The 26,233-nt window shown below is 68.3% G+C and carries 18 protein-coding genes, 1 tRNA gene and 1 other RNA gene; 10 read left to right on the top strand and 10 right to left on the bottom strand.

The features are described from left to right. From BJ987_RS04425 to BJ987_RS04445, 5 genes are all read right to left on the bottom strand, one after another. Positions 1 to 3,579 (bottom strand): serine/threonine-protein kinase, encoded by a 3,579-nt coding sequence (locus BJ987_RS04425; RefSeq protein WP_209884937.1) that lies wholly within the window; start codon positions 3,577 to 3,579, stop codon positions 1 to 3. 275 nt (positions 3,580 to 3,854) lie between these two features. After that, positions 3,855 to 4,661, bottom strand: coding sequence for a lytic polysaccharide monooxygenase (locus tag BJ987_RS04430; protein WP_307869469.1), 807 nt, complete (start codon positions 4,659 to 4,661; stop codon positions 3,855 to 3,857). Between the two features lie 244 nt (positions 4,662 to 4,905). Beyond that, positions 4,906 to 7,056, bottom strand: coding sequence for a 3-hydroxyacyl-CoA dehydrogenase NAD-binding domain-containing protein (locus tag BJ987_RS04435; RefSeq protein ID WP_307869470.1), 2,151 nt, complete (start codon positions 7,054 to 7,056; stop codon positions 4,906 to 4,908). Positions 7,057 to 7,096: 40 nt separating this feature from the next. Then, a complete protein-coding gene (locus BJ987_RS04440; protein WP_209884938.1) occupies positions 7,097 to 8,311 on the bottom strand; it encodes an acetyl-CoA C-acetyltransferase in 1,215 nt (404 codons plus the stop codon). Between the two features lie 320 nt (positions 8,312 to 8,631). Continuing rightward, positions 8,632 to 11,337 carry a DNA polymerase III subunit gamma and tau gene (locus tag BJ987_RS04445; protein WP_209884941.1) on the bottom strand — a complete coding sequence of 902 codons (2,706 nt, stop codon included), beginning with the start codon at positions 11,335 to 11,337 and terminating at the stop codon, positions 8,632 to 8,634. Between the two features lie 454 nt (positions 11,338 to 11,791). Between BJ987_RS04445 and BJ987_RS04450 the strand changes: the two genes are divergently transcribed. From BJ987_RS04450 to BJ987_RS04465, 4 genes are all read left to right on the top strand, one after another. Beyond that, on the top strand, positions 11,792 to 12,616 hold the full coding sequence (locus tag BJ987_RS04450; protein ID WP_209884943.1) for a hypothetical protein: 825 nt from the start codon (positions 11,792 to 11,794) through the stop codon (positions 12,614 to 12,616). A 114-nt stretch (positions 12,617 to 12,730) separates the two neighbouring features. Next, a complete protein-coding gene (locus tag BJ987_RS04455) occupies positions 12,731 to 14,002 on the top strand; it encodes an ammonium transporter (RefSeq protein ID WP_209884945.1) in 1,272 nt (423 codons plus the stop codon). Between the two features lie 113 nt (positions 14,003 to 14,115). After that, positions 14,116 to 14,934, top strand: a complete 819-nt coding sequence (locus BJ987_RS04460; protein WP_209884946.1) for a metalloregulator ArsR/SmtB family transcription factor — start codon at positions 14,116 to 14,118, stop codon at positions 14,932 to 14,934. Then, positions 14,931 to 15,521, top strand: coding sequence for a dihydrofolate reductase family protein (locus BJ987_RS04465; RefSeq protein WP_209884947.1), 591 nt, complete (start codon positions 14,931 to 14,933; stop codon positions 15,519 to 15,521). The genes BJ987_RS04460 and BJ987_RS04465 overlap by 4 nt, the downstream gene beginning before the upstream one ends. A 4-nt stretch (positions 15,522 to 15,525) precedes the next feature. On the opposite strand, the gene BJ987_RS04470 is transcribed toward BJ987_RS04465, so the two are convergent. Next, complete coding sequence (locus BJ987_RS04470) at positions 15,526 to 16,458, bottom strand: neutral zinc metallopeptidase (protein ID WP_245365812.1); 933 nt, start codon at positions 16,456 to 16,458, stop codon at positions 15,526 to 15,528. Positions 16,459 to 16,803: 345 nt separating this feature from the next. Between BJ987_RS04470 and BJ987_RS04475 the strand changes: the two genes are divergently transcribed. Further along, the gene (locus BJ987_RS04475; RefSeq protein ID WP_209884948.1) at positions 16,804 to 18,417 is read left to right on the top strand and encodes a DUF2207 family protein; all 1,614 of its coding nucleotides are present in this window, start codon (positions 16,804 to 16,806) and stop codon (positions 18,415 to 18,417) included. A gap of 44 nt (positions 18,418 to 18,461) precedes the next feature. On the opposite strand, the gene BJ987_RS04480 is transcribed toward BJ987_RS04475, so the two are convergent. The 3 genes from BJ987_RS04480 to BJ987_RS04490 all read right to left on the bottom strand — a co-directional run bounded on the left by BJ987_RS04480 (position 18,462) and on the right by BJ987_RS04490 (position 20,636). After that, positions 18,462 to 19,421, bottom strand: coding sequence for an acyl-ACP desaturase (locus BJ987_RS04480; protein ID WP_209884949.1), 960 nt, complete (start codon positions 19,419 to 19,421; stop codon positions 18,462 to 18,464). A 109-nt stretch (positions 19,422 to 19,530) separates the two neighbouring features. Next, positions 19,531 to 19,619: transfer RNA gene (locus BJ987_RS04485), tRNA-Ser, on the bottom strand. 54 nt (positions 19,620 to 19,673) lie between these two features. Next, a complete protein-coding gene (locus tag BJ987_RS04490; RefSeq protein WP_209884951.1) occupies positions 19,674 to 20,636 on the bottom strand; it encodes a hypothetical protein in 963 nt (320 codons plus the stop codon). Positions 20,637 to 20,755: 119 nt separating this feature from the next. Here BJ987_RS04490 and ffs point away from each other — a divergent pair. Both ffs and BJ987_RS04500 read left to right on the top strand, forming a co-directional pair. Then, positions 20,756 to 20,850: signal recognition particle sRNA small type (gene ffs / locus BJ987_RS04495), an RNA gene on the top strand. Positions 20,851 to 20,961: 111 nt separating this feature from the next. Next, on the top strand, positions 20,962 to 22,251 hold the full coding sequence (locus tag BJ987_RS04500; RefSeq protein ID WP_209884953.1) for an aspartate aminotransferase type Ic: 1,290 nt from the start codon (positions 20,962 to 20,964) through the stop codon (positions 22,249 to 22,251). 48 nt (positions 22,252 to 22,299) lie between these two features. Here the strand turns inward: BJ987_RS04500 and BJ987_RS04505 are convergent, their stop codons facing one another. Next, positions 22,300 to 23,142 (bottom strand): methyltransferase domain-containing protein, encoded by an 843-nt coding sequence (locus BJ987_RS04505; protein ID WP_209884955.1) that lies wholly within the window; start codon positions 23,140 to 23,142, stop codon positions 22,300 to 22,302. Positions 23,143 to 23,217: 75 nt separating this feature from the next. Between BJ987_RS04505 and BJ987_RS04510 the strand changes: the two genes are divergently transcribed. The 3 genes from BJ987_RS04510 (at position 23,218) to BJ987_RS04520 (ending at position 26,218) form a co-directional block, all read left to right on the top strand. Beyond that, positions 23,218 to 23,799: an HhH-GPD-type base excision DNA repair protein gene (locus BJ987_RS04510; RefSeq protein ID WP_209884957.1), complete on the top strand. Its 582-nt coding sequence runs from the start codon at positions 23,218 to 23,220 to the stop codon at positions 23,797 to 23,799. Positions 23,800 to 23,891: 92 nt separating this feature from the next. Next, entirely contained in the window at positions 23,892 to 24,605 is a 714-nt protein-coding gene (locus BJ987_RS04515) for a DUF8020 domain-containing protein (protein ID WP_209884959.1), read from the top strand. A gap of 341 nt (positions 24,606 to 24,946) precedes the next feature. Then, positions 24,947 to 26,218 carry an ROK family protein gene (locus tag BJ987_RS04520; RefSeq protein WP_209884960.1) on the top strand — a complete coding sequence of 424 codons (1,272 nt, stop codon included), beginning with the start codon at positions 24,947 to 24,949 and terminating at the stop codon, positions 26,216 to 26,218. Positions 26,219 to 26,233: the final 15 nt, after the last annotated feature.

The raw sequence follows: 26,233 nt of genomic DNA on the forward strand, positions 1-26,233 counted from the left end.
CTATTCCAGGAGTTCGGCCAGGAACAACGCCGGGAGGGTGACCTCCTCGGCTTGGTTCGGTCCCTGGCGCATCTCGGTGTGCAGCACCCGCAAGATGGCGACGACACCCGGCCCCGCGTCCAGCAGGGGCCGGGTCCAGCCCAGATCGGCGCAGGTGGCGGCGGCGGGTAACAGCAGACCGGTCGCTTCGCCGACCCAGCCGGAGGCGGCCAGGCATTCGGCGAGCAACAGCGCGGTATCCAATTCCGCACGGGGACGGGCTTGTTCGAGCATGCGGCCGTGCAATGCGCGGGCCCGGCGGACCGCGGTGTCGTCGGTGCGTAACTGACGCTGGGCGAGCAGGCCGCGGATGGCGGCGATCTCCTCGGCCTCGGCCGTCAACGCCGCCGAGCCGCGCAGCCGGTGCGAGTGGTGGATGACGCCGAGCCGGTCCGGCTGCGCGTCGTCGCCCGTCGGCAGGCCGAGCCGGAGCCGTTCGGCTCGGACATGCGCGGCCAATCGGGGCAGCCGGCCGTCCACTGCGATACGCGAACCCTCATCCAAACGCGCTGCGGCGGTGTACAAGTCGCCCCGCACCGCCTTCACCCGGGCGCCGATGACGAAGGTGGAGATCAGAAAGTCGACCGGGCCGATCCGGGTGACCAGCTGATGGCTCTCGTCGAGCAGCCGATCGGCGGCATCCAGATCGCCACGGCGGTAGTTCAATTCACCGAGCAGCGCCGCGGCCACCCGGACCGCGTGCGAACGGGGGCCCGCCTGCTCCCGCGCGGTGTCCCACGCCCGCTGGAAACAGTCGGTGGCGGTGGGGATATCGAGTTGCTCGTAGGCGGCCGCGCCTTGCGAGCAGAGCCCGAATACCGCGCCGAGCGGATCCTTCGACCGTGCGTGATACGGCTCCGCCCACTGCTGGATCTCGCGGGCGCCGTCGAAATCGAAATTCGTGAGCCGCACGAACGCGGTCAAATTCGAGGCCGTCGAGACGGTCCAGGCGGGCAGCTCGTCGGGCCGTTCCAGACAGTCGGCCACTCGGTCCAGCACACCTTCGGTGTGGTCGCCCGCGATCTGATCGGCCGCGGCGAGCACGTCGGCCGCACACCGCTGCTGCGCCACATCCGCGTCGGTCGCCGAGCCGCGCGCCAGAATGCTGGACAACCGCCCCAGCGCCGTGCGCGCCGCCCCGGACTGCTGCAGGTTCACATTCGCGCGCGCCACCGCCATCAGCAGCTTCGAGCGCGAGGAAACCTGCTGCACCGGCAGTTTGGACACCGTCCCGAGCAGCGTCGCCAGCCGCGAGCCGTCGATCAGGTCCATGCCGCCGCTCTCGATCAGGTCCAGCGCCAGTTTCAGATCGGTCGCCGCGAGCGCGTGGTCCACCGACTTCCGGAGCTGCTGATGCTCGGCGAACCATCGGGAAGCCCTGCGATGCAAGGCTTTCAGCTTGGCGGGATCGGTCTGCTCCAGTCGCCCGCGCAGATGTTCGGCGAACAGCGGCTGCATCCGGAACCACTCCGGATCGTGCTCGATCCGCTGCAGGAACAACTCTCGCTGCTCGGCCTGCGCCAGCAGCAGCTCCCCTTCGCTGTCCTCCGACAGCGCCGAAGCCAAAGAGCCGCAGATCTTTTCGGACACCGAAATGGCGGTCAGGAAGTCCAGCATGCGCGGCTCGAGGGTGTCGAGCACGTTCTCCGCCAGGTACTCCCGAATCCCGTGCGTGCCTTCGCACAGCGTGCCGATCAGCTGGTCGGCGTCGGCGTTGCCGCGCAGCGCCAGACTCACCAGCTGAATGGCGGCGGGCCAGCCGTCGGTCGCGGTGTGGATCTGCTCGATCTGCGCGTCGCTGAGGTCGAAGTTGTGGCGTTCCACCAGCACTTCCCGGGTCTCGTCGAGCGTCAGCCGCAGCGCGGTCGACCCGAGCTCCACCAGTTCGTCGTGCACGCGCATCCGGCTGGTCGGCAGCCCGGACTGCTCCCGGCTGGTCACCACGAACCGCAGATGGTGACATCCGTTGTCCAGCAGCGACTCCATCACCCGGTGCGCGCCCGGGTCAGCGATGCGATGCCAATCGTCGACCACCACCACGACGGTTTCGCCGCCGCTGTGGATCTCGTCGATCAACGTGGCGATCACATAGGCCACCGCGTCGGCGGGCCGCTCCTCCAGCACCTGGTCCAGGCCCAAACCGATATCGGGACGGACCCGCCGGATCGCCTCGATGAGGTGCGCCAGGAACCAGACCTCGTTGTCGTCGTCGCGCCCGACCCCGAGCCAGGCGACCGGCACCCCGCCCGCGACGAGTTCGGCCCGCCACTGCGCGGCCACTGTCGACTTGCCGAAGCCGGCGGGCGCGTGGATCACCGCGAGCCGACGCCGCCCGCCCGCGCGCAACGTGTCCAGCAGCCGGGGCCGCGGCATCGGTTCCCGGGCCGGCGTCGGCGGCCGGAACTTGGTCGCCGCGGTCGGCGGCAGCGTCGGCGCGGCGGAATCGCCGGGGTGCTGGGACACCATCGGCCGCATGGTCAGCGGCCAGCTGCGCCGGGTGAACGCCGGGCGGGTCTGGGTCGATTCCGGCTGACCCGGCGCGGCTTCACCCGAGGCGAGGTCGATCTCGTCCGGCAGCGCCGCCGGGTCCAGCAGCGCCATCTCGTCGGGTACCGCGCCGTGGGCCGCCTGAGTCGCGCGTAACAACTCGCCGAATGCGAAGGCCGTCTCCGGTCGCTCCTGCGGGTCGCCCGACATGGCCTGCTCGATGGCCGCCGCCACATCCGCCGGAATGTCCTGGTCCCGCAGGTCGGGCACGGGCTGGGTGGTGATGCGCAGGAACTGCGCGACCACCTTCTCCCCCGCCTGCCGTTCGAACGCCGCGTGCCCGGTGAGCAACGCGAACAGGGTGGCGCCGAGGCTGTAGATATCGGATCGGACGGTGGGTTCGTCACCCTTGAGCACTTCCGGCGCGGTGAACGCCGGTGAACCGGTGATCAGGCTGCTGGAGGTGCGGAAACCACCGGGAATGCGCGCGATGCCGAAATCGGTGAGCTGCGGTTCGCCGTACGCGCTGAGCAGCACGTTGGCCGGTTTCACATCGCGGTGCAGGATTCCCGCCCGGTGTGCGCTCTCGATGGCTCCGGCCAGTTTCACGCCCGCTCGCAGCGAGTCCGACCAGGTCAAGGGGCCCTGATCGCGGATGAGCTGTTCGAAGGAGCCGTGCGTGCAGTACGGCATCACGATGATCGGCATGCCGCTGGCGGTGACGTCGACCTGGAGGATGTCGACGATGTTCGGATGCCCGGAGAGCCGGCCCATGGCCTGCTCCTCGCGCAGGAAGCGCTCGCGGCTCTCGTCGTCGATATCCGAGGAGAGAACCTTGACGGCGACCACACGTTCCAGCGCGACCTGCAGGCAGCGGTACACCACGCCGAATCCGCCCCGGCCGATCTCCACCGCCCCGGACAAACCCATCGCCGACAGTTCGTCGGCCACGGCGACCGGCTCCATCCGCTGAGTGTCGTTGGGACGCTGCGCTTCCGAGGCGGCATCCGGCGCCTCGGGTTCCCCGGCGCCCGAACGCGTCTGTGGATTCATGTGACCACCTCGACCTAACTCACATCGAATCGACGGAGCGGAGCCCGCGGAGCAACCCAACGAGACCGCATCGGCGATCGTTGTTCGCGCCGACCATCGGACTCACCGCAGGCGCTCGGGGGTGCCCGTTTTGTCTGCGCTTACTCCAACGTAGCGCGGTAACGGGGCGGGCGGGTGAGGAATCGAAGCGCGCTCTCGCACGTGGGGCGGGCTTCCGTGCAGCAAAAGCCCGCCCCCGCGGATATGGGGGCGGGCTCGGCCGGATCAGCCGCCGATCAGATCGGCTGCCACAGCGCCGGGGTGTTCGCCGGCGTCCAGTTCGGGTCGTGCGCGGTGTGCGCTTGCAGGCACCTGTACTTCTTGCCCTGATAGATCACCTCGTCGCCGATCGCGAAGGTGGCGTGCGGTTCCCACACCTTGCCCGCCGGATTCGGCTGGGTGGTCACCGGGGTGCTGGGCGGCGCCGTGGTGGTGGGGTGCGAGTGGGTGGGCTCCGGGGTCGTGGTCGGAGCGGGCGCGCCGGTGGTCGGCGCCGGAGCGGTGGTGGTCGGGCCGGTCGTCGGCGCGGAGCCGCCTCCGATGTTCAGGTCGACGCAGGAGTAGAAGGCGTTGACGGTGTCGCCGATGTTCCAGATGGCCAGCAACTTCTGCTTGCCGCTGAACCCGCTCAGGTCGATCTTGTGCGTCTGCGTCTTCGAGTCGGGGATCTGGTTCCCCTCGTCGACGAAGCCGACGCGCTGGTCACCGATGTAGTACTCGTAACTGGCGGTGCGGTGCAGCGCGGTCAACGTCCAGGTGAAATCGACCGTGCCGCCGACATTGTGGACCGTCCACGGTTTTCCGTCGTCGTCGAGTTCCTTGAAGTTCGCCAGACCAGCGCTGCAATTACGCTGACCCTTGGGACCTTCCACACTTTGCGGTTCATAGGAAACCGGCCCGCAGGACACCGTTCCCGCGGCGCATTGGGCCTGGCGACTGGCCGGACCGGATAGATAGCCGTGCGCGGACGCGGTTCCGGCCGGCATGACAGCGAGTGCGACGCCCAGAGCAGCGGCAGCGGTAGAAAGGGCACGAATACCCACTCTTGTTCTCCCTCAACGGTATGGACGAACAGCAAGGGGCCGGCGTTACTGTCCTGTTATAAAGCGCGTTGTGAACCATATGCGTTCACCATTGAGGGGGTCAAGAAAATCGGGTAACTGGACGAGAACTGTTGCGTTGCTACAAATTTGATCCGGCTGACTGGCCGGTAATTGGACACACATGCAAAGACGGAGCCCGCCATCGCATCGCGATGGCGGGCTCCGCCGATGTACTACCGCAGACTTACTTGCGCAGCGAGGCCGGAACCTCGAAACGCTCGCCGTACTTCGCGGCCAGCTCGTCGGCCCGAGCCACGAAGGCCTCCTGGCCGCCCGGGTAACCGACGACGAACTGGTGCACACCACCGGTCCACGCCGGGTAGCCGATACCGAAGATCGAGCCGATGTTGGCGTCGGCGGTCGTGGTCAGCACGCCCTCGTCGAAGCACTTCTGGGTCTCGATCGCCTCGATGAACAGCATGCGGTCGATCAGATCCTGAATCGGCACACCGAAACCGGCGACGGTCTTGAAGTGCTCGCGCAGACCCGGCCACAGGCCCTGGCGCTTGCCGTTCTCGTCGTACTCGTAGAAGCCGGCCTTCTCCAGGCGGCCCGGACGACCCTCGTTCACCAGGTACTCGATCACGTCGATCGCCGGGTGCCGCTTGCGGCCCATGGTCGCGTCGCCCTTGGCGATCGCTTCCTCGGTCTCCTTGGCGATCTTCAGCATGAGCTTCATGTTCAGCTCATCCGAGAGCTGCAGCGGCGCGGCCGGGTAGCCCGCCTGCAGACCGGCCTGCTCGATGGTCGAGGGGTCGATGCCCTCGGTGAGCATGGCGATCGCCTCGTTGACGAAGGTGCCGATGACGCGCGAGGTGAAGAAGCCGCGGCTGTCGTTGACCACGATCGGGGTCTTCTTGATCGCGAGGGTGTAGTCGAACACCCGAGCCAGCGCCTCGTCCGAGGTCTTCTCACCACGGATGATCTCCACCAGCGGCATCTTGTCGACCGGCGAGAAGAAGTGGATGCCGATGAAATCCTCCTGGCGCTTCACGCCGGCCGCGAGACCGGTGATCGGCAGGGTGGAGGTGTTGGAGCCCAGCAGGGCGTCCGCGTCGACGATGTCCTCGATCTCCTGGAACACCTTGTGCTTGAGCTCGGTGTTCTCGAAGACGGCCTCGATGACGAAGTCGACACCGGCGAAGTCGGCCGCGTCCGCGGACGGCTTGATCCGGTCCAGCAGCGCCTTGGACTTCTCCTCGGTGGTCTTGCCACGCGAGAGCGCCTTGGCCTCGATCTTCTCGGAGTAGTTCTTGCCGCGCTCGGCCGCCTCGATGGTGACGTCCTTCAGCACGACCTCGTAGCCGGCCTTGGCCGAGACGTAGGCGATGCCCGCGCCCATCATGCCCGCGCCCAGCACACCGATCTTCTTGATGTCCTTCTTCGGGACATCGTTCGGACGGGAGCCGCCGTTGTTGATCGCCTGCAGGTCGAAGAAGAACGCCTGGATCATGTTCTTCGCGACCGGGCCGGTCAGCAGGGAGACGAAGTAGCGCGACTCGATCAGCGACGCGTTGTCGAAATCGACCTGCGAGCCCTCGACCGCGGCGGCCATGATGGCCCGCGGGGCAGGCATGTTCGCGCCCTTGATCTGCTTACGCAGGTTGGCCGGGAACGCGGGCAGGTTCGCCGCGAAGGCCGGGGTGGACGGGGTGCCGCCGGGGATCTTGTAGCCCTTCTTGTCCCAGGGCTGCACGCCACCCTCGGGGTTGGCCTTGATCCACGCCTTGGCCGCGGGGACCAGCTCCTCGATGGAACCGACGACCTCGTTGACCAGGCCGACTTCCTTGGCCTTGGTGGCGTTGAACTCGTTGCCCTGCAGCAGGATCTGCATCAGCGCGTTCTGCAGGCCGAACATGCGCACGGTGCGGGTGACACCGCCGCCGGCGGGCAGCAGGCCCAGCTTCACCTCGGGCAGGCCGATCTTCAGGCCACGCACGTCGGCGGCGACGCGGTAGTGCGTCGCCAGACAGATCTCCAGGCCACCGCCGAGCGCGGCGCCGTTGATGGCGGCCACGACCGGCTTGCCCAGCTGCTCCAGGCGGCGCAGCGCGCCCTTGATGGTGGCGAGCTCGTCCATGAGGGCCTGGCCGTCTTCCGGGCCGACCTTCATCATGTTCTTCAGGTCGCCGCCGGCGAAGAAGGTCTTCTTCGCCGAGGTCAGCACCACGCCGGTGATGTTGTCCTTCTCGGCTTCCAGGCGCTCGACGGTCGCGGACATCGAGTTCTTGTAGAGCTCGTTCATCGTGTTGGCGCCCTGGTTCGGGTCGTCCATCGTCAAAACGACGATGCCGTCCGAATCCTGCTCCCAACCGATCATGTTGTTTTCGGTCACTGCTTTGTTTCTCCTCGTGAAAGTCTGCGTCGGTTGGGGATTAGACGCGTTCGATGATGGTCGCGACGCCCATGCCGCCGCCGATGCACAGGGTGACCAGCGCGTAGCGGCCGTTGCGGCGCTCCAGCTCATCGACCATGGTGCCGGTGATCATCGCGCCGGTGGCGCCCAGCGGGTGGCCCATCGCGATGGCGCCGCCGTTGACGTTGAGCTTCTCGTCCGGGACGTTCATGTCCTTCTGGAACTTGAGCACGACGGAGGCGAAGGCCTCGTTGATCTCGACCAGGTCCATGTCCTCGATGGACAGGCCGGCCTTGGCCAGCGCCTTCTTGGCGGCCGGGGTCGGGCCGGTCAGCATGATGGTGGAGTCGGCGCCGGAGGTCGCGGTCGCGACGACGCGGGCCCGCGGGGTCAGACCCGAAGCCTTACCGGCCGCCTCGGAGCCGATCAGCACCAGCGCGGCGCCGTCGACGATGCCCGAGCTGTTACCGCCGTGGTGCACGTGGTTGATCTTCTCCACGAAGTGGTACTTCTGCAGCGCCACCGCGTCGAAGCCACCCATGTCGCCGACCATGGCGAAGGACGGCTGCAGCTTGGCCAGATCCTCGGCGGTGGTGCCGGGACGCATGTGCTCGTCGCGGTCCAGCACGACCAGGCCGTTCTGATCCTTGACCGGCACGATCGACTTGGCGAAGTAGCCGCCGGTGGTGGCCGCGGCGGCCAGCTCCTGCGAGCGCACGGCGTAGGCGTCGACGTCATCGCGGGAGAAGCCCTCGATGGTCGCGATCAGGTCGGCCGAGACACCCTGCGGGACGAAGTAGGTGTCGTAGTTGGTGACCGGGTCCAGGGCCCAGGCGCCACCGTCGGAGCCCATGGCCACGCGCGACATCGACTCGACGCCGCCGGCGATGACCAGGTCGTCGAAGCCGGAGCGCACCTTCTGCGCGGCCAGGTTGACGGCCTCGAGGCCGGAGGCGCAGAAGCGGTTGAGCTGGAAGCCGCCGACGGTGTCGGGCAGGCCGGCCACGGTGACGGCGGTGCGGGCGATGTCCATGCCCTGATCGCCGACCGGGCTCACCACACCGAGGATGAGGTCCGAGATCTGGTCCTCATCGAGGTTCGGGAAACGGTTCCGCAGCTCCTGGATCAGACCCACGGTGAGGTCGATCGGCTTGACCGAGTGCAGCGAACCGTTCTTCTTGCCGCGTCCGCGCGGGGTGCGGATGGCCTCGTAAATGTAGGCCTCTGTGGTCATGTGGAGTGTTTCCTTCCTTGGGGTGCGGCGGCCGGGAGTTCACCCGTCCGAGCGCTCTGTGCACCGACCGGCGCTACGACCGACCGTCTGTATTCAATTGGCGACGCTTGCCCAGCCCTTGCGTGGATAACGCTCCAGGCTCGACGTTCGTGCCGCATAACGCTGTACAAATCAGGGCACGCAACTGCTCACGATAGAGCCTCGCCATACCAGAGTCGACGGCCACCCGTTCATAGTACGCGCTGTGCGAACTCCGGTTAACTTAACGTCCTAGCGGCAGCGCTTGTCAACCATGTGGGGATGTGGCACACGGCTCACGATCAGCCGTCGATGCGAGTGGCGCCCAATTCGGTGCGGAGCAATTCCAGAGCGACCTCGTCCGGATCGCGCCGATCCTCCGGAGCGACCGGCTTGGCGGCCTCGGCCATCAGCTCCTGCTCCTCCTCCGGGGTCAGGTCGCGCGGGACCGCGGCGTGGATCGTTTCCCCGCCCGGCTCGGCGGGCGGGGAATCAAAAGGGCCCGGGTCGTCCGGTAGATCCGGGAAGTCGGGGGGCGGGATGTCATCGTCGGCGTACGGCTTGAACTCCGGCCCGGGCTGCGGCGCGGATGGTCCGCCGGTTTGCGCGTTCTTGGCCTGGCTGGGCCGGGAAAACCGGGGCGGGGTCGCCGGACCGCCCGTGGTCGCCGCGCCGCGCGCCGCCTGGCCGGGCTGCGCGGCCGCCCGCGCGGCCTTGGCCACGACCTGCGCGGCCTGCGGACGCGCCACGGCGGCACCGGCTTCCCAGCGGATGTCGTGGTCACGCCCGAGCACCGCTCGCACCGCGGACCGGACCGCCTCGATATTGCGCGGCTCCGACAGCCGCTTCGCCAGTGGCGCGTGCTGATGCGCGAACACGATCACGTCACCCTCGATCCGGGCCACCGAGGCACCGGACAGCAAAGCCTGCACCGCGGCCCCGAATTCCCGGACCTTCGCCCGGATATCCGCCCAGGCGGCTTCCACGGACCGCAACAACTCATCCGATCCCGGAGCAGCCGCCTGCGCGCCCGGCGCGGGAACCCCCTCGGCCACATTGCCGCGGCCCGCATCCCCGATCGCCTCGGACGGCGAATTCACCTGCGCCGCCGCAGGGTTGGCGCTCGACTCCGCGGGTCCACGAGTCGATGCCGAGGTACGCGCCACCTCCGGACCCGGTGCCGCCGAGGTCGACTCCCGCCCCGTCTCTGGGCCGGAACTCCGCGAAGGCGAAGCGGCATCGTGACCAGGTCCAGAAGCAGAAGCGGAACCCTGCGCGGACGGACCCGAATCCGGTCCGGAACCACCAGCCTGAACAGTCGAAACATCGGACCGCGCGGACGGCAGTGAGTCCTGTCCTGGACCGCCGGCCGAAGCAGGAGAAGCGGAGTGCGGCGCGGCCGAAGCCGAGCCCTGTCCTGGACCGCCAGCCGGAGCAACAGAAGCGGAGTGCCGCGAGCTCGGAACCGAATCCGACCCGGGGCCGCCAGCCGAAGCTGTGGAAGCGGAATCATGCACGGTCGAAATCGAATCCGGCCCGGAAGCCTGGACAGGCGAAGCAGAGGACCGCGCGGACGGAGCTGAATCCGGACCGGAGGTCTCGGACGACGACCCCGGGCCCGCAGCGGGTGCGCTCTGCGGCGAGGAAGGGGCCTGCGTACTCGCGGGGGTGGCTGGAGCGGATGCCTGCTGAGCCGACGGTTCGGCGCTCCTCGCCGGCGCTCCCTCCTGCTTGGCGCGCAGCGCGGCCAATGCCTCGGCGCCACGCCTGCGGCCCTCCGCGGCGGCGGGACGGGCCGGGCCGGATTCGCTGTGCGCGGCGGGGCCCGGTCCGGCGGCCGGAGCGATCGCGCCGGTGGCGATACCGCGTTCGAGACGCTCCAGGCGCTGCAAAGTCGCGGACTCCGCATCGGAGACCGAGGGCAGCAGCATTCGGGCGCAGACGATTTCGAGCAGCAGACGCGGTGCGGTGGCGCCGCGCATCTCACCGAGACCCTCGTGCAGCAGTTCGGCATAACGGGCCAGGGTGGCCGCGCCGATGCGCTGGGCCTGATCGCCCATCCGCTCCAGCACGTCGCCGGGCCCGGTGACGAGATTGCGCTCGACGGCGTCGGGGACCGCGCGCATGAGGATCAGGTCGCGGAAGCGTTCGAGCAGGTCGACGGCGAAGCGGCGGGGATCGTGGCCCGCCTCCATGACGCGGTCGACCGTGCCGAACAGGGCCGCACCGTCGTCGACGGCCAGGGCTTCGACGGCGTCATCGATCAGCGCGACATCGGTGACGCCGAGCAGGGAGACCGCGCGGTTGTAGGTGACGCCCTCGGGCCCGGCGCCGGCCAGCAGCTGGTCGAGCACGCTGAGGCTGTCCCGTGGGGAGCCGCCGCCGGCGCGAATCACCAACGGGTACACCGCTTCCTCGACCGCGACATTCTCCTGCTCGCAGATCTTGCCGAGCAGGCCGCGCATGGTGGCGGGCGGCAGCAATCGGAACGGGTAGTGGTGGGTGCGCGAGCGGATGGTGGGCAGCACCTTGTCGGGCTCGGTGGTGGCGAAGATGAAGATCAGGTGCGCGGGCGGCTCCTCGACGATCTTCAGCAGCGCGTTGAAGCCCGCGGTGGTGACCATGTGCGCCTCGTCGACGATGAAGACGCGGTAGCGGGACTCGGCGGGCGCGTAGAAGGCGCGATCGCGCAGTTCGCGGGTGTCGTCGACACCGCCGTGGCTGGCCGCGTCGAGTTCGATGACGTCGAGGTTGCCCGGACCGCCGGGCCCCAGCGCCACACAGGACGGGCAGACGCCGCACGGCCTCGAGGTGGGCCCCTCCGCACAGTTCAGCGAGCGCGCGAGAATACGGGCCGAGGAGGTCTTGCCGCAGCCCCGCGGACCGGAGAACAGGTAGGCATGACTGATCCGCCCAGTGTCCAGGGCAGTGCTGATCGGGTCGGTGACGTGCTCCTGACCCACTACCTCAGCGAACGTTGCCGGTCGGTACTTCCGGTACAGAGCCACGGCCAGAGGTTACCGGCGACCACCGACAAAACACACACCCGCCGGCGCGGACCCGAAAGCCCGAATGCGCGGGGACGGAAACTCACCAACTTGTGATACAGATCACAGCATGCGCCAGACCTCGTTCCGCACCCTTGATCAATCCGAGATATAGCAACGTGTCAGCAATCACAAGGTTCTGGGCAGTTGGCTCCCGACCTACACCGGCACCCCACCCACCCGATCAGCGATTATCCGAACTCACGCCCTGTTAGTGCCGCGAATTTCGGAAGTAACGAAACCGTCACCACGAATGACAGCGCGCAATCCGCTGGCTAGCGTGGCAATCGGCAACTTCGGTAGCCAAACCTTCATCAGGTTGGTGGTCCCGGCCGGTACCTCATCCCGGCCGGGGCACAACCTGGAAATCGCGCCCGTCCCGCTTCACCGAATCGTCCCCGGAGGAATCTCCCCCGTGCCGACCTGTGATGACATCGCCGCGGCCTGGCTCTCCAGCACCGACTTCGCCGGAAACCGCACCGCGGTCGACCTGCTCAGCCGAGCCATCAGCCCACAGGACTTCGCACTCAAGCGCGACTCACTACCGGTCACCGCCGCGGCCGATCCTGCCACCGCCGCCGCTATCCTGGAACTCCTCGATCGCGGCCAGGTGCCGACCATGGCCGCGATTCGCACCCTCACCACGCAGAACGAGATGCGCCGCGAAGCCGAGCGCATCGAAAAGCTCGGTCGCCGCGCACAGCGCAGCATCGACGATTTCGGCAAGGTGCTGGCCCGGCTGGCGCACGAGCACTGGACCGCCCACGGCACCGGGCCCACCCGGCGCGACGTGCTGTCCTCCGAACCGGTCATGACGCTCATCGCCGAGCGGATCGGCGAGATCGCCCCCACCGCGGTGAAACATCTGTGGTTGATCGAGCGCGCCCAGCGGGCCGGTTGGATCGCCTCCAACGCCAACCCCCAATCCCTCTGCGCCGCAAGGCGCTTCCATGCCGCGAAGTACGGCAATCGGGTGTCGCTGCGGCCGGTCAACACCATCGGCACGATGGTGGCCGGGTTCCTGGCGGAGTACCGCCATGAGCACGGCCGGCCGCCACGCTGGTCGACGCTGGCCCGCGAACTGCGCGACGACCGCGGCCGGCGGCTGTTCCACGACACCGCGGACGCCCGCACACAGGAACTGTGGCTGACCACCGCGGAGTGGATCACGATCGACGACGACCTCCCGGTCCCGGGCAAGCGTGGTTTGCGCACGCTGGCGCGCAAGGCGCGCGGGTAAGCCGGCACCGCACAACTCGCCGCGCCCACTGGTGAAACAACCGAACGTGACTCGGGCCGCACGGTGAGTATTGGGTAGTTTCCCTGCAACGCATTCCGCGTGAAGGGAGTTTCCGTGTCCTCGATCGACCCAGCGGCCACCGCGTGGCTGCTCATCAGCACCGCCCTGGTGTTGCTGATGACGCCCGCACTGGCCATCTTCTACGGCGGAATGGTGCGCTCCACCGGCGTACTCAACATGCTGATGATGAGCTTCATCGCGATTCCGCTGGTGACGGTGGTGTGGCTGCTGGCCGGCTACACGCTGGCCTTCGGGGAGGACGCGGGCGGCGGCCTGATCGGCAATCTCGATCATTTCGCGCTGGCGGGTATCGACCCGAACACGGTGAAGGGGTCGGTGCCGGAACTGCTGTTCGTCACCTTCCAGTTGACCTTCGCGATCCTGACCGCGGCGCTGGTCTCCGGCGCGATCGCGGACCGCGCCAAGTTCGCCGGCTGGATGGTCTTCGTGCCGCTGTGGACGCTGGCGGTGTATGTGCCGATCGCGCATTGGGTGTGGGGCCCGGACGGCTGGCTGCTGAAGTTCGGCGCGCTGGACTACGCGGGCGGCCTGGTGGTGGAGATCGCCTCCGGCGCTTCGGCTTTGGCGCTGGCCATCGTGCTCGGCCCGCGCATCGGCTTCAAGGTCGACGCGATGCGCCCGCACAACCTGCCGTTCGTGCTGCTGGGCGCGGGCCTGCTGTGGTTCGGCTGGTTCGGCTTCAACGCGGGTTCGGCGCTGTCGGCCAACGGCACCGCCGCCGCGGTCTTCTTGAACACGCTGGTCGCGGGCTGCCTCGGCATGCTCGGCTGGCTCGCGGTGGAGCAGATCCGGGACGGCCGTCCGACCACCTTCGGCGCCGCGTCGGGCGTGGTGGCGGGCCTGGTCGCGATCACCCCGTCCTGCGGTTCGGTGAACACTCTGGGCGCGGTCGTCGTCGGCCTGGTGGCGGGCGTGGCGTGCTCCTTCGCGGTGGGCTGGAAGTTCCGGGCCGGGTATGACGATTCGCTCGACGTGGTCGGCGTGCACTTCGTCGGCGGCGTCGTCGGCACCCTCCTGATCGGGCTGCTCGCCAACCAGATCATGACCGGCGGTGTGGAGGGCCTGCTCTACGGCGGCGGTCCCGCCCAGCTCGGTAAGCAGTTGGTGGGCGTGCTCGCGGTCGCCGCGTTCGCCTTCACCGTCAGCTTCGCGCTCGGCAAGCTGATCGACAAGACCATCGGCTTCCGCATCCCCCAGGAAGACGAGACCTCGGGTATCGACTTCGCCCTGCACGCCGAAACCGCGTACGCCGAGGGCGTGCACGGCCACACCGCCGGTAAGAGCGTCTTCGGCAACACGCACTGACCTCGGCCCCGAGAACGCCCATCACCCCGCTGCGGGTGGTGGGCGTTCGACGTTTCCGAGCAGATGAAAATATTCCTTGACTTGAATATTCACTTCAGTGAATACTTCTCCCCATGGAACGGATCGCAGCAGCGCTGGGAGACACCGCGCGGTGGCGCATCGTCGAACTCCTCGCCGAGCGTCCCCGGTCTGTCGGCGAACTGGCCGAGCTGACCGGTTTACGGCAGCCGCAGACAACCAAGCACCTGCAAACGCTCGCGCGGGCCGGCCTCGTCACGGTCTTCCCGCTGGGGCAGCGCCGGGTCTACGCGCTCGACGCGCCACCGCTGCGGGCCCTCGGGCACCGGCTGGGGGAACTGGCCGAGCTGACCGCGGCCCATCGGGACGAACGCGAGGTCGTCGCCCGCTACCGCGCCGCCATCGAGGCGGAAACCGTTGCCGCGGAAGGAAAACGGTGGGCCGACGGGCGTCGCTTCGAATTCGAGCGAATGCTGCCCACGCCGCGCGAGCTGCTCTGGCGGCTGTGGACCGATCCCGTCCTGCTCGCGTCCTGGTGGGCGCCGCCCGGAATGACGGTCACCGACTGCGCCTTGCAGCCCGAACCGGGTGGCCGCGCCGTCCTCGACTACCGCGACGCGGAAGGCCGGCGCTACCGCTCCACCGGCCGGGTTCAGCTCGCGGAGGCCCCGGAGCGCCTGGTCTTCGACCTGTCGGTGCTGGACGCGGCCGGGGCGGTCTCGTTCACCGGCCACTACGACCTGCGTCTCGCCGCGGAACCGGCGGGCACCCGGCTGCGGCTCGAACTGGAGATCACCGAAACGGCCGTCGAAGCCGTCCCCTATATCGCCGGCATCGAAACCGGCTGGGGCCAGGTGCTCGACAACCTCACCACCCAAGCGATCCACCGCACCGAAAAGGAAGCACGCTCATGACCGAACGCATTGTGACCGCGAACATCGCCCTCACCCTCGACGGCCGCTACCACGGCCCGGGCGGCCCCGCCGATCTCGCCGCGATCGTCCGCTACGCCACGACCGAGACCGCGCGCAATCACCTCACCCGCGTCTACGAAGGCAAGACCACCGCGGTCCTCGGACGCACCAGCGCCGAAGGTTTCCTCGGATACTGGCCGACCGTCGCCGCGGACGAGAACGCCGATCCCCGCGATCGCGGGTACGCCAAGTGGCTGGTCGACACGGAAAAGGTGGTCTTGTCCAGCACGCTGACCGAGGCGCCGTGGGATCGCGCCCGTGTGGTCGACGCCCCCGCCGCGGACGTCATCGCCGAGCTGAAAGCCGGCGGTACGGGCGACATCCTCGTCAACACGAGCCCGAGCGTGATCAAGGCCCTGCTCGCCGCCGACCTGCTCGACCGGCTGTACCTGCTGATCTGCCCGGAGATCGCCGGCGACGGGCAGCGGTTGTTCGACGACGGCCTGCCTGGTTCGACGTGGCGGCTCACCCACCAGGAGGTCGGCGAGCTGGGCGAGCTGGCGTTGGTCTACGACCGCGTCCGGTAACGGCTCAGTTGACCGCCCCGGCGGGCGCGGTGAAGGTGTTGCAGTGGAAGGTGCGGTTCTTGTCGACGCCGATTTCGAACCAGTTGCCGCTGTTCTCGGCGGTGCCGTGGTCGCGGGCGTCGGTGGGGCCGTCGCCGCGGCCGTTGGCGTCCCGCTTGGCCACGTTCATCTGCGCGGTGGACAGCGCGCCGCCCTTGTTCGCCGAGCCCAGGTACATGCCGTTGAAGCATTGCGCCTGTAGTTCGACGCGGCGGGAGAGTTCCAGCCCGCGGGTGCTGCGGACGCCCGCGTCGACGCGTTCGGCGTTGGCGCGGCGCAGGATGCCGGACATGGCCTGGATGTGGTGGCCGTACTCGTGCGCGAACACCGACAGGTAGACCACCCAGTTGTTCTTGAAGATCTCGGTCTGCAACTGGCTGATCGGCATGTAGATGGTCTTGTTGGCCGGACAGTAGAAGGCGGCGAAGCTGCTGGTGGTGCCGGTGCACGGGGTGGTGATGCCCTCGGTGCTGGCGCTGACGTTCAGCGTCGGGGCCTCGAACGGCAGATTCTCCTTCGCCAGCAACGGCTTCCACGCGTCCTCCAGGCAGGAGGCGGCGGTCTCGAAGAAGGTGCGCGCGGTGTCGACCTCGGCGCTCCAGGCTGTGTACCCGCACTTGGCCGGAAGCAGCGTGGCGTCCTCGTCGGTGAGCAGCGGGTTGGTCGCGGCCTCGGTGGAACCGGGGCTCTCCTCGGCCGCGGCGGGCCGGGAATCATCCCCGGTGCGCACCGCGACCAGCACCAGACCGCCGGTCACCAGGACGATCACCGCCAGCAGCAGCGCGAGCACACCGCCACCGCCACGCTTCCGGGGTGGCCGCGGCGCACCACCGGACGGGCCGTAGGGCATGGGCGGCGGCATCGGCGGGCGCGGTGGGGGCGGCTGATTCGGACGCAATGCCGGAAAACCTTGCGGCGGAACATATCCCGGAGGCGGCAGGTGCCCCGGCGCTTCGCGATATCCCGGCGGTTGGGGGCGTTCGACGCGGTGCGTCGGAACATATTCCTCGGCGGACTCGGGACGATCGATGCGCCGAGTCGGGCCGTCGTCGGCCGGGTTGTACCCCGGACCTGGCCCGTAGGGCGGCTGCGAGCGATATCCGGGTGCCGGAAACCGTTGTCCACCAGGTGGAATCGGCCCCTGGCCGTACGGTGGCTGGCTCACTCCCCCGTACCCCCTCGTCTCAGTATCGTCGTCATGCTCCGCTGACGCAGGATAGCAACCTGTCTAAAGTGAGCGACCATGCTGACATTTCGGGGGCTCCGAGCCGGGGTGCTACTGCTCACCGGCCTGGGGATGATCGCGACCGCACCCCTGGCGCACAGCCAGCCGGCGGCGCCCGGCGCGACCATCGTGGCCGACCTGACCCTCACCCGCGACGGCGTGCTGCGCGTCGAGGAAACGATCATCGTCCCGGAGGGCGGTGATTTCGCCATGTCGCTGCCGCTGCGCCTGCAGGTGCGGGACGACGTGGTGCGCACCTTCCAGGTCACCGATGTCACCGCGACCGGCACGGGCACCACGAAGATCGCGAACGATCAGTTCACCATCGACGCCGACCCCGGCGAGTCCAAGTACACCTACACCATCCACAACATGGTCACCGACGAGCCGGGCACCCAGGAGCTGCGCTGGCTCGGCGTGGTGAACAACGACATCGCGTCGATCAGCGTCGCGATGATCAGCCCGAGCTTCGAAATGGGCATCGTGGACTGCAAACTCGGGCCGCCGGGCGCAACCCGGCCGTGCGCCGATGTGAAGGTCGAGTTCGACGGCGCGCTGTACCTGGAGCAGACCGACCTGCGCAAGGGCGATGCCATCGACCTCACCGTGCAGTTGCCGCCCGGCACCGTGGCGACCGCCGCCGACGCGCGGAACCCGTTCGCCCTCACCCAACCGGTGCTGCTCGCCTTCGGTGTGCTGCTGCTCGCGCTGGCCGGACTCGCCGCCTACGCCGCGCGCGCCCGTCGCGAAAATGCCCGCGCCACAGCCGGTTCCGACGTCATCGATCCGCTCCGCCGGGTCGGCGACCAGGTGCAGTTCACCTCACCGGGTGGTCTGCTGCCCGGCGAGGCGGGCCTGGTCGTCGACGAGTACGCCGACCCGATCGACATCGCGGCCACCGTGGTCGATCTCGCCGTTCGCCGCTACCTGTGGATAACGCCGCTGGGGGCCGACTCGAACGATTGGCAGATCAGCCGGGTGAACACCCCCGACGATCAGCTGCGCGACTACGAAAAGGCCGTCTACGCCGCGCTGCTGCCGGCGGGCACGGATTCGGTGCGGGTCAGCGAACTGCGGGTGCCGGGCCGGATCCCGGCCGCGCGGATCGGCAAAACCGTCATCGCCGACGCCGTGCACCGCGATGCGATCGTCGACCGCAACCGCACGGGGCCGGCCACCTGGCTCGGCGGCGGGCTGATCCTCGCGGGCGCCACGGCCGCTGTCGTCCTCGCGTTCACCGTGGGGCACGCGCTGGTGGGTGTGGCGATCCTGCTCGCCGGCGTGGCCACCGTGCTGCTGCCCAAGTACCTGCCCGCGCGGACCGCGCTCGGCCGGGAGCTGGCCGGGCAGGTGCGGGCACTGCAGCGCGGGCTGGATGCCATTCGGCCGGAACAGATTCCGCCCGCGGATCAGGAAACGGTGTTCTCCCGCGCGCTGCCCTTCGCGGTCGTCGCCGGTCGCGCCGACAATTGGGTCCGCACCTTCCGGGACCTCAATCCGTCCGCCGACTCGCAGCCGGGCATCTACTGGTTCGGCGGCTTCGATCGTGATCGCGATCTGCGCCGTTTCGCGGGCCACTTCCCCTACTTCATCACCGCCATGGAAAGCCTGTTCGGCAAGCAGGGCGGCTGACAGACAGAGCGCCGGAGCTGGTCGGCTCCGGCGCTCGTCGCGCGCTACACCGCGGCGGTCGCGGCTTCGGCTCGGGCGGCTTCGCGGGCCAGCAGACGATCTCGCTGCTCCTCGAAACGGACCACGTCCTTCTCCAGCTTCGCCAGGTAGGCGAGCAGTTCCTCGCGCGCCTGTTCGCCGCGAGCCGTGAAGTCGGTGCGGTCGAAGATGTTCCAGATCTTCAGCACCGGCAGGACCACGTCGTCGAGATGCTGGCGCAGATCGTAGATGCCGTGCTTGACCATCAGCACGCCGTTGCGCCGCCAGTTCGGCATGCCGTGGCCCGGCATGGCGAAGTTCAGCACCACCTTGGTCACCGATTCCATCGCTTGATCCGGCGCCAGATCGAAGGCGGCGCCGGCGACGTTGCGGTAGAAGATCATGTGCATGTTCTCGTCCTGCGCGATGCGGGCCAGCATCCGATCGCAGATCGGGTCACCGCAGACGCGGCCGGTGCTGCGGTGGCTGACCCGGGTCGCCAGCTCCTGGAACGTCACGTAGGCGACCTGGTCGAGCACGCCGCCGAAATCCTCGGGCGCGTGCACACCCCTGGTCATGTGCACCATGCGATCGTTCTCCAGCGCGACCGGGTCGACCCCGCGGGTGACGACCAGGTAGTCGCGCATGGCGATGCCGTGCCGGTTCTCCTCGGCCGTCCAGCGCCCCACCCAGGTACCCCAGGCGCCGTCACTGGAGAAGTTCTCCTCGATGGTGCGGTGGTAGGAGGGCAGGTTGTCCTCGGTGAGCAGATTGGTGATCATCGCGACCTTGGCCACCTCCGACAGCCGGGACTGCTCCGGTGACCAGTCTTCCCCGCCCATGGCGGCGAAGTTGCGCCCCTCGTCCCAGGGGATGTAGTCGTGCGGATTCCAGTCCTTCACGGTGGCCAGGTGCCGGTCGAGGTTCTGAGCCACCACCGGCTCCAACTCCGACAAAAGCTGCAATTGGGTCAAATCCGTTGTCATGAACGCCTTTCGGTATCGATGAGATCAACCGGGCAGAACAAGAACTCAGATATCGCGGGCAACCGTAGAGCACAGAAAAGGCCCTGATCAAGCGATCAGGGCCTTTCCGTGGCGGAGGATAGGGGATTTGAACCCCTGAGGGCTGTTAACCCAACCCGCGTTCCAGGCGAGCGCCATAGGCCACTAGGCGAATCCTCCGTCGTGCAGCTTACCGGGTTGACCCCGGTCAGTACCAAATGCGCCTGTCAGGGGCTACTTCTTCAGGCCGGCGAGGGCTTTGCGGACCTGCTCCTCGGCGACGGTGGCGACTTCTTCCTTGTCGAAGGAGTCGCCGTCGGCGCGGTCGATGCTGATCTCGACCTTGACCGAGACATTGCTGTCCTGCACCGCCACTGTGTAATCGGTCACGGCGTAGCTGGAGTAGTCGCGGACCTCGGAGTGCCAGTAGCCCTGGGCGCCGATGCCGGTCACCTCACCGGAGGACCGGCCGGTGCCGGTGGTGCCGGTGTCGTACTGCTTCCAGGAGTCGTAGTCGTGGTCGGCGAAGGAACTGTCGCCCAGAAAGGACACCTCGAGCTTTATCTCGGCGTTGTTCGTGTGGTACTTGCTGGTGGCGCTGGCTTCCTTGTACTTCGCGGTGCACTGGAGTTCGCCGCCGGTGTAGCTCTTGGGCTGGGTCTCGGTGTGCTCCGGCGCGGCGGCCTGCGTCTTGGCCCACTTGCTGACCACGGAGGTGTCGATCAGGCTGCAGGCGTTGGTGATCTTGTCCATCGAGTAGTTGCCCTCGGCATTGCCGCCGCCGTTGTCCAGCGAGTCCTTGGCGGAGCTCACCAGCGCGACGCAACCGGCGAAGAGGCCGAGCACCAGGACCAGGGCGATGCCGCCGCCGATCAGCCACGGGGCCTTGCTCGACTTGGGCCGCTGATACGGCGGCGGCTGCTGCGGGAAGCCCTGCGGGCCGGAGTACTGCTGCGGCGGCGCGGTGTAGGGCGGCTGCGGTGGCGGCGGCGCCGCGGCGTACGGCTGCGGCGGCGGGGTGTACTGGTCGTAACCCGCGAAAGGCGTTGTGGGACCGCCGATCATGGTCGGCTCGGAACGCGCCGGGTCGGGCGCGTCCGCTGCCGCGGTCGGCTGTTCCCACCAGTGCACGGTCGGGTCGGCCTGACTCGCACCCGCCGGTGTCGATTCGCCGTTGGGTGGATTCTTCTCAGTCACGCGACCGATCCCCTCGTACTTCTTTTGGGAAAGCCCCTCCGATGTTGGACCGATCGTAGCCACTATGCCCGTATTCGGGGCACCCGATATCGCGACGCAGGCCGTCCGCTACACTCATCAACGGATCCCGCGCGGCGCGCATCCTGTGAACTCCCCCAGGGCCGGAAGGCAGCAAGGGTCAACGGGCTCTGCCGGGTGCGCGGGGTCCCCTTAAATTCCCCTCCACTTCGGAGCAGCACCCAGGTAACGTGAGTCCGCGGTCCACCCTGACAAGTCCAGGACCGCCAACTACATGCCACTTCGCTGCTTCGAAAGGCTGCACAGGATGCCCCGGCAAACGCAGATCGGTTTGATGAGCCACGAGGAGCTCGTGTCCGAACACGAGACCCAGACCGCGAATTACGCGACGCTCCAGACCGAGAAGCTCACGCTGGACCTGACCCGGGGAAAACCTTCGCCGGAACAACTCGACCTCTCCGCCGGCCTGCTCTCCCTGCCCGGCGCGGGCGATTTCAAGGACGGCACCGGCACCGACTGCCGCAACTACGGTGGCCTGCACGGCCTCCCGGAACTGCGCGCCATCTTCGGTGAACTGCTCGGTATCCCGGTGTCGAACCTGCTGGCGGGCAACAACGCCAGCCTCGAACTGATGCACGACACCATCGTTTTCGCAATGCTGTACGGCACCAACGATTCCGAACGCCGCTGGACCGCCGAAGAGACCGTCAAGTGGCTCTGTCCCGCCCCCGGCTACGACCGGCATTTCGCGATCACCGAGGCGCTCGGCGTCGAGATGATCCCGATTCCGATGAACCACAACGGCCCCGACACCCACGCCGTCGCCGAACTGCTGGCGCGCGATCCGCAGATCAAGGGCATGTGGGCGGTGCCGAACTATTCCAACCCGACCGGCCTCACCTTCTCCGAAGATGTTGTGCGGGAATTGGTTTCGATGCCGGCCGCCGCGCCGGACTTCCGCCTGTTCTGGGACAACGCCTACGCGGTGCATCCGCTCACCGACACCGCGGAACCGGTGATCGACGTGCTCGGCCTGGCCGCCGCGGCCGGAAACCCCAACCGCCCCTTGGTGTTCGCCTCCACCTCGAAGATCACCTTCGCGGGCGCGGGCGTCAGCTTCCTCGGCGCGTCCACCGCGAACCTGGACTGGTACCTGTCGCATGCCGGGAAGAAGAGCATCGGCCCGGACAAGATCAACCAGCTGCGTCATCTGCGGTTCTTCACCGACGCCGCCGGTGTGCGGGCGCACATGCAGAAGCACCGGGAGATCCTGGAGCCGAAATTCAAACTGGTGCTGAAGATCCTGGAGGACCGGCTGGGCGCGTCCAAGGTGGCGTCCTGGACCGAACCCAAGGGCGGCTATTTCATCAGCTTGGACGTGCTGGAGGGCACCGCGGCGCGGGTGATCGCGCTGGCCAAGGACGCGGGAATCGCGCTGACCGCCGCCGGTTCGGCCTTCCCGTACCGGAATGATCCGGAAGACAAGAACATTCGGATCGCGCCGAGTTTCCCGCAGTTGCCGGAGCTGGAGCAGGCCATGGACGGCCTGGCCACCTGCGTGCTGCTGGCGGCGACCGAGAAGTTGCTGGACAAGTAGGACAACGAAAACGGCGGGTGTCCATGGACACCCGCCGTTTTCGCCGTTTCACTCCGGTTTGTGCGCCAGTACCGCGAACATGGTCACGGACAAATGGATGTCCCCGTTGTCGGCTCCCCGCCGCAGCTCCGCGAGCAGTTCGTCGCGCTGTGTCTCGGTGATCGAGCCGCGCGCCACCGCCATCGCCGAAATGCGGTGCACCAGTGAGCCGGCGCCGACGGTGCGGTCTTGGATCAGGGCGTGCGAACCGATCTCGTCGATGACCAGGCCCGCCTTGGTGAGCAGACCCGGCAGTCGCCGCCCGGCGAACGGGTTCGTGGTCGCCGCGATCAGCGTGTCGATGACCCCCCGCACCGTGGCAAGGTCGCCGGGATGCACGATGGCGGTGCCCCAGTCGACGTCGACCACCACGGCGCGGCCGCCGGGCCGCAGCACGCGGGCGATTTCGGTGGCGGCGCGCGCGGGCGCGGTGAGGTGCTGGAACACGCGCTCGCACAGCGCGGCGTCGAAGCTGTCCGCGCCGAACGGCAGGCCGTAGGCGTCGCCGGTGTGGAATTTGGCTCGCGAGCCCGCGTCAGCGGCGCGGCGCTCGGCCGAGGCGAGCAGGTGCGGGTCGGGTTCGACGCCGATCGCGGTGCCGGTCGGGCCGACCGCGTCGGCGAACACCAGTACTTCCGATCCGGTGCCGGAGCCGATATCGAGCGCGCGCTCACCGGGTCGCAGCGCGAGCGCGTCGTGCGCCCACTTCCGCAGCCGGTGGATGCCGGGCAGTGCTGCTTGCAGGTCACGCACGTCGACCAGTTGGTCCTGGCCGGCGCGGTCGAAACGGTCCGGACGCGGTGCGTAGGTATCCCTGAGTCCATCCGAGGATGAGGCCGTCGTCTGAGGCATGGCCGGGAGCATACGCCCAGCTGTGACGCAGCGCACTCGGATGTCCGGCCAGCCCGAGGTGGGATGATCGATGCCATGACCGTCAAGTTGTGTCTCGCCCAGGAACCGGAGGCGGATCGACTGCTCTCCGAGGATCCCTTCGCACTGCTCACCGGCATGCTGCTGGATCAGCAGTACCCGCTCGAGCACGCCTTCCGCGGCCCGAAGAAGATCGCCGACCGGATGGACGGATTCGACATCCACAAGATCGCCGCCGCCGACCCGGCTGCCTTCGAGGAGCTCTGCTCCACACCGCCGGCCATCCATCGCTACGGCCGCTCGATGGCCCGCCGCACCCTGGAGCTGGCGCGGTACGTCCTCGACCACTACCACGGCGATACCGCGGCCATCTGGACCGAGGGTGACCCGGACGGCAAGGAGGTCTTGCGGCGACTCGAGGAGCTGCCCGGTTACGGCAACCAGAAGGCGCGGATCTTCTTGGCGCTGTTGGGCAAACAGCTCGACGTGCGGCCCCCGGGCTGGGAGCAGGCGGCCGGAGCCTATGCCGAGCACAACTCGCGCCGCTCGGCCGCCGACATCGTGGACCAGGAGTCGCTGCTCGAGGTGCGCGCCTTCAAGAAAGCGGCGAAAGCGGCCGCCAAAGCCGCGGGCAAGTAAGAATCCTCCTGCGTTTTTCCCTCGTCACCAGCTGTTTCCCCGAGGAAGCTTGGCCCTCGAGCAAGCACCACCGAGATGAGGGATTGCAGTACATGAGGATGAGGAAGCTGGCCGTCGTGGCCGCACTGGTGACGGTGGCGACCGGGGTTGCCGCGGGCAGTTCCGGCGCGGCGCCCGAAGCCGACGGTGGAGTGATCAATTTCCGCGCCGAACAGACCGAGACGTCCGCGATCGTGCACACCGACGCCGGCTCGATCGTGGTCGAGGACGACGCGCTGAAGATCAAGGCGGCCGACGGCACCACCGTCGCGGGTACCCCGCTGAAGTACAAACTGGATGACTTCGAACTTCCGATCGCCGCCGAGATCTCCGGGCGCACAGCGGTTTTGACGCCGCAGCTCGACGCGAGCAAGGCGGTCTACAAGCCGGTCGCCCTGCCGTTCGAGGACAAGGCGCCGTGGAAGACCGAATACGAACGTGAGCAGGCTGCCTGGTCCCGCCTGACCTCCACCATCTCCATGGGTGCGACGGTCGGCACCCTGGTCGGTGGCCTGGGCGGTGCGGCTGTCGGCTGCGTGCTGGGCGGCGTGCTCGGCGGCGTCATTGTCGGCGGCACGGTGGTCGGCCTGTTCGGCCCGTTCATTCCGGCCGCGCTCGCCGGCTGCCTCGGCGGCATCGCCATCGTCGGGGCCCTGGGCACCGTCGCCGGGCAGATCCTCGTGACCGCGCCGGTCGCGATCGGCGCGGCGATCCAATACTTCACCACCATCAATCAGCCGTTCGTGGCACCCGCGCCGGCCAAGTAGCCGACCCGGGAGTCCGCCCCGCCCAGCCCTATTCGGCTGGGCGGGGCTTTCGCGTTTCATGGGCGCTGACCTGCGAAGACAACTGTGTCATGCGGCACCTCCGAAAGCTGGGGCTTGGTCTGAGGTCCCTGTCGATGTTAACTTCGTATGGTGTCTACCAGTCCCTCCATCGCGTTGCGGGTCACCTATGTGACTGCCGCGCTGGGGTTGCGGCTGCCTTTGACGCGGGAGCTGTGTTGTTCCCGCTGTCGCGGCTGAGTTCTGTCGAACCGGCCGCCTCGTCGCCGACCCCGTAGACATGTCCCCGCCTCTGGCCGGGACCCAAAGCTTGGACTCCGCACATGGCTCTCTCCACCCTCGAACGGTCCGGTTCCCGCGTTGCCGCCGCCGGTCGTCCCCGCGTTCAGCGTCCGGTCATCGCACCGGAATTCCGGATCGGCGACAACCCCGCGGCAGCCGTCCTGCGGGCCGCGACCAGCGGGCCCGTCTCGCGCGACAATGCCGCGCGCACAACCGGTTCCAGCATCGCGACGGTGAACCGTCAGGTATCGGCGCTGCTCGCCGCGGGGCTGCTGCGCGAACGTCCCGAGCTGGCGACCTCGGGCGCGGTGGGCCGCCCCCGGGTGCCGTTCGAAGTCGACAACGACGCCTACCTGACGCTCGGCATCCACATCGGCGCCGCCGCCACCAAAATCGTGGTCGCCGATCTGCGCGGGCGAATCCTCGGCGGGCTCGCCATCGCCACTCCCCAGACCGGCCAGGATTTCGCCACCACCACCGTGGCCCGCAGCGCGAAGGCTTTCTTACAGCGCTGGCACCGGCGAAAACCACTCTGGGCCGGCGCCGCCATCGGTGGCCGCGTCGACCCGGCCACCGGTCTGGTCGACCACCCCAAACTCGGCTGGCAGGGCGCCGCGCTCGGCGCTGTTCTCGGTGATGTGCTGGAACTGCCGGTGTCGGTGGCCCCGCACGTCGAGGCCATGGCCGCCGCCGAGCTGCTGCTGCCCACCCCCGAGCCGCGCACCGGACAGGAACGCGGTAGCAGCCTCTACTTCTATGTCCGCGAAATGGCGGGCATCGCGGTGACTTTCGACGGCCGCGTGCACACCCCGAGCAACGGCCCCGGGTCCATCGCCCACTTGCCCACCGGCTCCCAGGTGCAGTGCACCTGCGGTCGGCGCGGCTGCTTGGAAGTGACCGTCGGCGACCGCTCGCTGCACGCGCGCGCGGTCGGCCTCGGCATCATCCCGGCGCACAACGGAACCGCGGGCACCACCATCGCCGATCTGTACCGCGCGGCGGAATCCGGTTCCGCTCCGGCCCAGGACCTGCTCCGGGAACGAGCCACCATCCTCGGCGACACCGTCGCCCTGGTGCGCGACATGTTCAATCCCGACCGCGTCATCCTCGGCGGGCAAGCCTTCACCGGCTACCGGCCGGGCATCACCCACGTCGCCGACGCGTTCCGCCAGAGCACCACCCTGCCGCCGACCGACATCCGGATCAGCGGTTTCGGCGGCAAGGTTCAGGAATTCGCCGCGGTGGCAACGTCATTGAGCGCCATCTACGCCGATCCGCTCGCCGCGGCCCGGCGCATCGGCCTCACCGACTGAGGCCCGCCGCCCGCG

The organism is Nocardia goodfellowii (genome assembly GCF_017875645.1).
In the GTDB taxonomy this organism is placed as follows: Bacteria; Actinomycetota; Actinomycetes; order Mycobacteriales; family Mycobacteriaceae; genus Nocardia; species Nocardia goodfellowii.

What these genes read in the sequence shown, in the direction of transcription:
- BJ987_RS04425 (WP_209884937.1), bottom strand. Translation starts at nt 3,579, where the DNA reads ATGAATCCACAGACGCGTTCGGGCGCCGGGGAACCCGAGGCGCCGGAT.
- BJ987_RS04440 (WP_209884938.1), bottom strand. Translation starts at nt 8,311, where the DNA reads ATGACCACAGAGGCCTACATTTACGAGGCCATCCGCACCCCGCGCGGA.
- BJ987_RS04460 (WP_209884946.1), top strand. Translation starts at nt 14,116, where the DNA reads ATGGAACGGATCGCAGCAGCGCTGGGAGACACCGCGCGGTGGCGCATC.
- BJ987_RS04465 (WP_209884947.1), top strand. Translation starts at nt 14,931, where the DNA reads ATGACCGAACGCATTGTGACCGCGAACATCGCCCTCACCCTCGACGGC.
- BJ987_RS04475 (WP_209884948.1), top strand. Translation starts at nt 16,804, where the DNA reads ATGCTGACATTTCGGGGGCTCCGAGCCGGGGTGCTACTGCTCACCGGC.
- BJ987_RS04480 (WP_209884949.1), bottom strand. Translation starts at nt 19,421, where the DNA reads ATGACAACGGATTTGACCCAATTGCAGCTTTTGTCGGAGTTGGAGCCG.
- BJ987_RS04500 (WP_209884953.1), top strand. Translation starts at nt 20,962, where the DNA reads ATGCCCCGGCAAACGCAGATCGGTTTGATGAGCCACGAGGAGCTCGTG.
- BJ987_RS04505 (WP_209884955.1), bottom strand. Translation starts at nt 23,142, where the DNA reads ATGCCTCAGACGACGGCCTCATCCTCGGATGGACTCAGGGATACCTAC.
- BJ987_RS04510 (WP_209884957.1), top strand. Translation starts at nt 23,218, where the DNA reads ATGACCGTCAAGTTGTGTCTCGCCCAGGAACCGGAGGCGGATCGACTG.
- BJ987_RS04515 (WP_209884959.1), top strand. Translation starts at nt 23,892, where the DNA reads ATGAGGATGAGGAAGCTGGCCGTCGTGGCCGCACTGGTGACGGTGGCG.
- BJ987_RS04520 (WP_209884960.1), top strand. Translation starts at nt 24,947, where the DNA reads ATGGCTCTCTCCACCCTCGAACGGTCCGGTTCCCGCGTTGCCGCCGCC.